Origin of the sequence: Myxococcus vastator (assembly GCF_010894475.1) — a bacterium.
Taxonomy (GTDB): domain Bacteria; phylum Myxococcota; class Myxococcia; order Myxococcales; family Myxococcaceae; genus Myxococcus; species Myxococcus vastator.
In genome coordinates, this window is record NZ_JAAIYB010000551.1 from 1 (window position 1) to 4,952 (window position 4,952).

The window sequence follows — 4,952 nt, forward strand, 5'->3', positions numbered from 1 at the left end:
GAGCCCGCGTGGCGGTTGGCGGAGGAGCTGGGCGCGGTGAGTGGCCGGGACGGAGCCGTGGTGCTCTCCGACCGGGGGACGCGGGTTCAGGCGGGGCTGCCACTGGGGCCCGGGGCTTCCGCGGCCTTGAGCACCCTGGTGCGGGCGGCGCTGTCCTCGGACTGGCTCGTCACCCCGCGGTTTCCCGAAGCGCCCGTGGGAACGGGAGGCCGCTGGGTCGTGGCGCGAGCCCTGGAGGGAGGGCTGGCCGTCGTCACCTACGAACTGGTGGAGCTGGATGGGGCCCGCGGCCGGGTGCGCTTCCTCCTCCAAGCCCAGGGAGCGGACGGCCCTCCAACCCCCAGGGCCGAGGGCGAGCTGCGCTTCGACTTGAGCCGCCCGTTCCCCGAGCGGCTGGAGGTCCTCTACACGTCGCGCGCCGAGCTGGGGGCGCGGGGCTCCCGGCGGCTGGAGGTGGTCCGCCGCACGCGGGTGACGCTGGAGTCCAGCAGCCCCTTGGCCCCGGCGCACCCTGAAATGATTGCAGCCCCCTGGCGCTCGGGAGGGGAGCAGGTTCGCGCACCGTGAAATCGGCCGCGCTCCCCGAGCAAGGGAACAATGGGCGTTGGCTTGGCTTTGGGCCGTGCCTGCGTATCCTGCCGCGCGTCATGGCCACTGCCCCCGCACCCCTCTCCGTTTCGCCTCCCCACGCACCTGGCCTGTCGGCGGTGCCTGCCCCTCAGCACGAGCCAGGCACCCGGCTGCTCGTCGGGCTGTTGCTGGTGGCGGCCCTGGTGCCGCGGTTGGGCGTGTTCTTCGTCAACGAGAACCTCTTCGGTGACGCGGTGGTGCGCACGGAGTTGGCGGAGCGCTGGCTGCGGGCGCCGCACCTCATCACCGCTTACGGGGACGGGGCCTACCAGTTCGGTCCGCTGCACATGTACCTGGTGGGCGCGGCGCTGTCGGTGTTCGACCGGGAGGTCGCGGGCCGCGTGGTGAGCCTGCTGTTCGGCGTGCTGTCGGTGGTGCCGCTGTTCGCGCTGACGCGCCGGCTCTTCGGCTGGCGCGCGGGCGTGGTGGCCGGCCTGTCCTTCGCCGCGTGGGGCATGCACATGCAGTTCTCCACCACGGCCTGCAGCGAGGCGGTGTCCCTCTTCTTCATGCTGGCCACCTTCGCCCTGTACGCGGAAGGCGTGGATGAGAACCGCTTCCTGCCCCTGTTCCAGGCGGCGTTGATGCTCAACCTGGCATGCGCGCTGCGCTACGACGCGTGGATGTACATCCCGTTGCTCACGGGGGCGTTGTGCTTCAGCAGCCAGGACAAGGTGGTGTCGCTGACCCGGGCCGTGGGCTTCGGCCTGGTGTGCCTGCCGTTCCCCCTGTTGTGGATGCAGGGGAATGAGCTGATGCACGGCAACCCGTTCTTCCCGGTGGTGGCGGTGGAGGACTTCCACCGCAACTGGGCGGAGGCCTCCCTGGGGGCGGGGTCGAACGTGCGCTGGCGGTTGCAGCAGCTGGGGTTCTGGCCCGGCATCGCCCTGCTCACGCTGTCGCCCCTCGTGGCGCTCCTGGGCATGACGGGCATGGTTCGCGCGTGGCGCTCGCGTCCGGACACGCGCTGGCTGGTGGCCGCGGCGGTGGTTCCCGCTGCCTACTTCACCTTCCGGGCGGCGGTGCTGCTGACCTTCGTTCCGCTGGGCCGCTTCACGGTGACGCAGGTCGCGCTGGTCCCCGTCTTCGTGGCCTTCGGCTTCGCCGGGCTGGTGGGGGCGCGTGGAGGGCCCGTGCTGCGCAAGGCCCTGGCGGGCGTGACGGCGCTGGTCGCCGTGGTCATGCCGGTGGCGATGGGCCTCTATACGTTCCGTGCCGACGGGCCGCTGCAGGCCACGATGCGCCCCATCAGCCCCACGTCCACGAATCCCGTGGCGCTGATGCAGGTGGCGAAGTTCCTGAAGGCGGAAGTCGCCGCCAAGGGGGGGGCCGCCGCGCTCGACATCGACCCGAACTACATGGATCTGCAGCTGGCCTTCTTCTCCGGCCTTCCCGAGGAGCGGCTGGCGCGCGTTCGCTGGGACACCTTCCGCCAGCGCATGCGGGAGGCCCGTCCGGAGGTGCTGGTCCGCTTCGACGGTGGAACGCTGGCGAAGGACGCGGGCGTGAAGCTGGAGGAGCGCTCGCTGGTGCTGGACGGCGTGGCCTACCAGAAGCTGGATGGCTTCACCGCGCCGCTCCACGTGTACCGGCGTCAGCCGTAGCGCGGGGACCTGAAGGGGCCCTCCAGCCCGCTCAGGGCTCCGAGTCGTAGTCGTCGGGGTGGTAGTCGGTATCGGGCGGCCGGCGGGCATCCAGCCACCCTTGGAGGATGAACTGCGCCGCCACCTGGTCAATGACCTCCCGGCGGCGGGCCCGGCTGACGTCAGCCTCGAGCAGGGTCCGCGTGGCGGCCACGGTCGACAGCCGCTCGTCCCATAGCTCCACCGTCACCCCCAGCGACTGGGTCAGGGTGTCCGCGAACTTCCGGGACGCCTCGGCGCGCGGGCCCTCGCTCCCGTCCATGTTGAGCGGCAGGCCCAGCACGACGTGGGTCACCTCGTGTTCGCTCACGACGGTGGCCAGCGCCGCGAGGTCCGCCTTGAGCGACGTGCGGCGAACGGTGGTGACGCCTTGGGCCGTGAGGCCCAGGCCGTCCGAGACGGCCACTCCAATGGTTTTGGTGCCCAGGTCCAGGCCCATGGTGCGCATGCCGCGGAACTTAACCGCAATCCTTCGTCGTGGACCGCTCCGTCCGCGCCTGGGGACGTGCCTCCACCTCGGTGGGCGCTAACCGTCGGAATTCGCTGGATGCCTCTCACGCCCACGGACGGCACCGCCGCTGCAGTCCAGCGGACGACTGCGCGGCGTCCACTTCAACCCCGTCGCGCGAGAGGGTTCATGCTCGACTTCCTCAAAGGTGCGGCCAACCTGCTGGCTGGCCCCATGTCCACCGCGGTGGAGTTCGCGGGCAACGCGCTGGGATTGCCGCCGCTCATCACCAACTCCATCAAGGCCGCGGCGGGGGCCGCGACGGGCAACGTCATGCTGGCAGCCAGCGGCGCCATGGGCGTGGCGCAGGAGTTGACGAAGAACCCGCCCGCGAAGACGGAGTACCACGCGTCCTCCTCGGGCAGCTCGAAGCCCGACAACGGCTACGCGCCCTCCGCGTCCTCGTCGCCCATCCTGAATCCGGGCAGCAGTCCGTTGGACCCGAAGATGCTCGACTACGCGGACGCCCTGAAGGTGCTGGAGGCGAACTTCCAGCAGTTGGACCTGCTGGATGGCACGAAGAGCGGCTCGCTGTCGAAGAAGGACCTGCAGCGCATCTCCACGGACTCCAGCCTGTCACCTCAGCTGCGGGACGCGGCCCGCTTCATGGGGGAGAACACGGCCCTCTTCGAGCGGCTCGACCGGCAGGGGCCGCTGGCGAGGATTGGCGTCTTCTCGCCGCTGTACAACCTCGACACCTTCTCGGTGAAGGACCTCCAGCGCGAGCTCAAGGCGGTGGACGCGGAGTTCGCGCGGTATGGCCGGCCCGTGCGCCCTGGAAGTGGTGGCGCGACGCCTCTGGCGCCTGGATGCACGCCCGGCGGTGGTGGCACGCCAGTGCCCGGGACTGGCGGCACGTCCGGCGGCGGTGGCTCCACGCCTGTGCCGGGCAGCCCGCCGACCTCGACGGCGAACCCGCTGGACCCGGACTTCCACGAGTATCACGACGCCTTGCGCGTGCTGAGCGCGAACTGGGACACCTTCGACACCGCGGTGGGGGCCCGGGACAACGTGCTCACGCGCGACAACCTGGACGCCATCCTGAGCAGCCCGGCGGCATCGTCGACGCTGAAGCGCGCCGCGCAGTTCTTCAAGGACCACCCCGCCTATTACGACAGGCTGGAGATGGCCGCGGGCGTGGGGCCGCGGGACGGCATCGTGGGCCGGCCGGATGTCACGGCGGCGCTGCGCCAGGCGGACGCGGCGCAGGCGTCCTCCGGAACGCCGCCCGCGAGCGGCGCTGGCGGGAGCCGGCCGGTGGGCGGCGCTTCGTCGAGCGTGCGGGGCATCGTCGACAACCCCAACATGAGCATCGAGGACAAGATTCAAGCCATCCTGATGTCCATCTCCAGCGACACGGACGAGGAGATTCTCGACGTGATGGAGCAGATGGCGAACGTGCGCGACCAGCGGGCCTCGCTGGGCACCGGTGAGTCGGACCGGAAGGCGGGCGCGAAGCTGGAGAGCAGCATGCAGGAACTGGAGCTGCGCCTTCAGCGGCTGGTGGAGAAGCGCAAGGCGATGTTCGACCTGATGAGCAACATGTCCTCGAAGTTCCACGAGATGGCGAAGACGGCCATCTCCAACCTGCGGAGCGCCTGAGCCGTCATGGGACGCATCATCAAACACGAGGGAGCGGTGGCCATGCGGATGCAGCGCGGCGCGGTGCAGGGCCTGAAGGCGTTCGCCCGGGGCGAGGCGACGTGGGCCGAAGTGGAGGGGATGACCTTCGAGGAAGCGAAGGCCATTGCCCAGGTGGGGTGTGACCTGGCGGCGGCGGGACGTCTGGAGGAAGCCCGCATCCTCTTCGAAGGCCTGGTGGAGGGAAACCCGAAGGACGCGGCGGCGCGGGCGGCGTTGGGCACCGTGTACCAGAAGCTGGGCAAGCTGGACGACGCCATCGCCGAGTACAGCGCCGCGCTGGAGCGTGAGCCCGGCAACCCGGTGGCGCTGGCCAACCGTGGCGAGCTCTACCTCCGCAGGGGCGAGCGCCAGGGCTTCACGGACTTGGCGAACGCGGTGGAGGCGGACCCGCATGGTGAGACGGCGGGAGGCCGCCGGGCGCGGGCGCTGGTGAAGGCCATCACCTTGATGGCGGTGGAGAAGCTGAAGGAGAACGCGCAGCCGTAGCGCCAAAGTCGGGGGAGCAGGGCCACCCGGCTGTCGGGGCG

Annotated in this window: 4 protein-coding genes and 1 pseudogene; 4 read left to right on the top strand and 1 reads right to left on the bottom strand. The window is 70.6% G+C overall.

From position 1 onward, the window contains the following. Positions 1 to 567: pseudogene (locus G4D87_RS33575) on the top strand (hypothetical protein); the annotation flags it as partial. A gap of 80 nt (positions 568 to 647) precedes the next feature. Further along, positions 648 to 2,234, top strand: a complete 1,587-nt coding sequence (locus tag G4D87_RS33580) for an ArnT family glycosyltransferase (RefSeq protein WP_240358822.1) — start codon at positions 648 to 650, stop codon at positions 2,232 to 2,234. A gap of 31 nt (positions 2,235 to 2,265) precedes the next feature. Here the strand turns inward: G4D87_RS33580 and ruvX are convergent, their stop codons facing one another. Beyond that, entirely contained in the window at positions 2,266 to 2,721 is a 456-nt protein-coding gene (gene ruvX / locus G4D87_RS33585) for a Holliday junction resolvase RuvX (protein ID WP_163786764.1), read from the bottom strand. 189 nt (positions 2,722 to 2,910) lie between these two features. Between ruvX and G4D87_RS33590 the strand changes: the two genes are divergently transcribed. After that, positions 2,911 to 4,383: a hypothetical protein gene (locus tag G4D87_RS33590; RefSeq protein ID WP_163786765.1), complete on the top strand. Its 1,473-nt coding sequence runs from the start codon at positions 2,911 to 2,913 to the stop codon at positions 4,381 to 4,383. A gap of 6 nt (positions 4,384 to 4,389) precedes the next feature. Beyond that, positions 4,390 to 4,911 (top strand): tetratricopeptide repeat protein, encoded by a 522-nt coding sequence (locus tag G4D87_RS33595; RefSeq protein ID WP_163786766.1) that lies wholly within the window; start codon positions 4,390 to 4,392, stop codon positions 4,909 to 4,911. The last annotated feature ends 41 nt before the right edge of the window (positions 4,912 to 4,952 follow it).

What these genes read in the sequence shown, in the direction of transcription:
- G4D87_RS33580 (WP_240358822.1), top strand. Translation starts at nt 648, where the DNA reads ATGGCCACTGCCCCCGCACCCCTCTCCGTTTCGCCTCCCCACGCACCT.
- ruvX (WP_163786764.1), bottom strand. Translation starts at nt 2,721, where the DNA reads ATGCGCACCATGGGCCTGGACCTGGGCACCAAAACCATTGGAGTGGCC.
- G4D87_RS33590 (WP_163786765.1), top strand. Translation starts at nt 2,911, where the DNA reads ATGCTCGACTTCCTCAAAGGTGCGGCCAACCTGCTGGCTGGCCCCATG.
- G4D87_RS33595 (WP_163786766.1), top strand. Translation starts at nt 4,390, where the DNA reads ATGGGACGCATCATCAAACACGAGGGAGCGGTGGCCATGCGGATGCAG.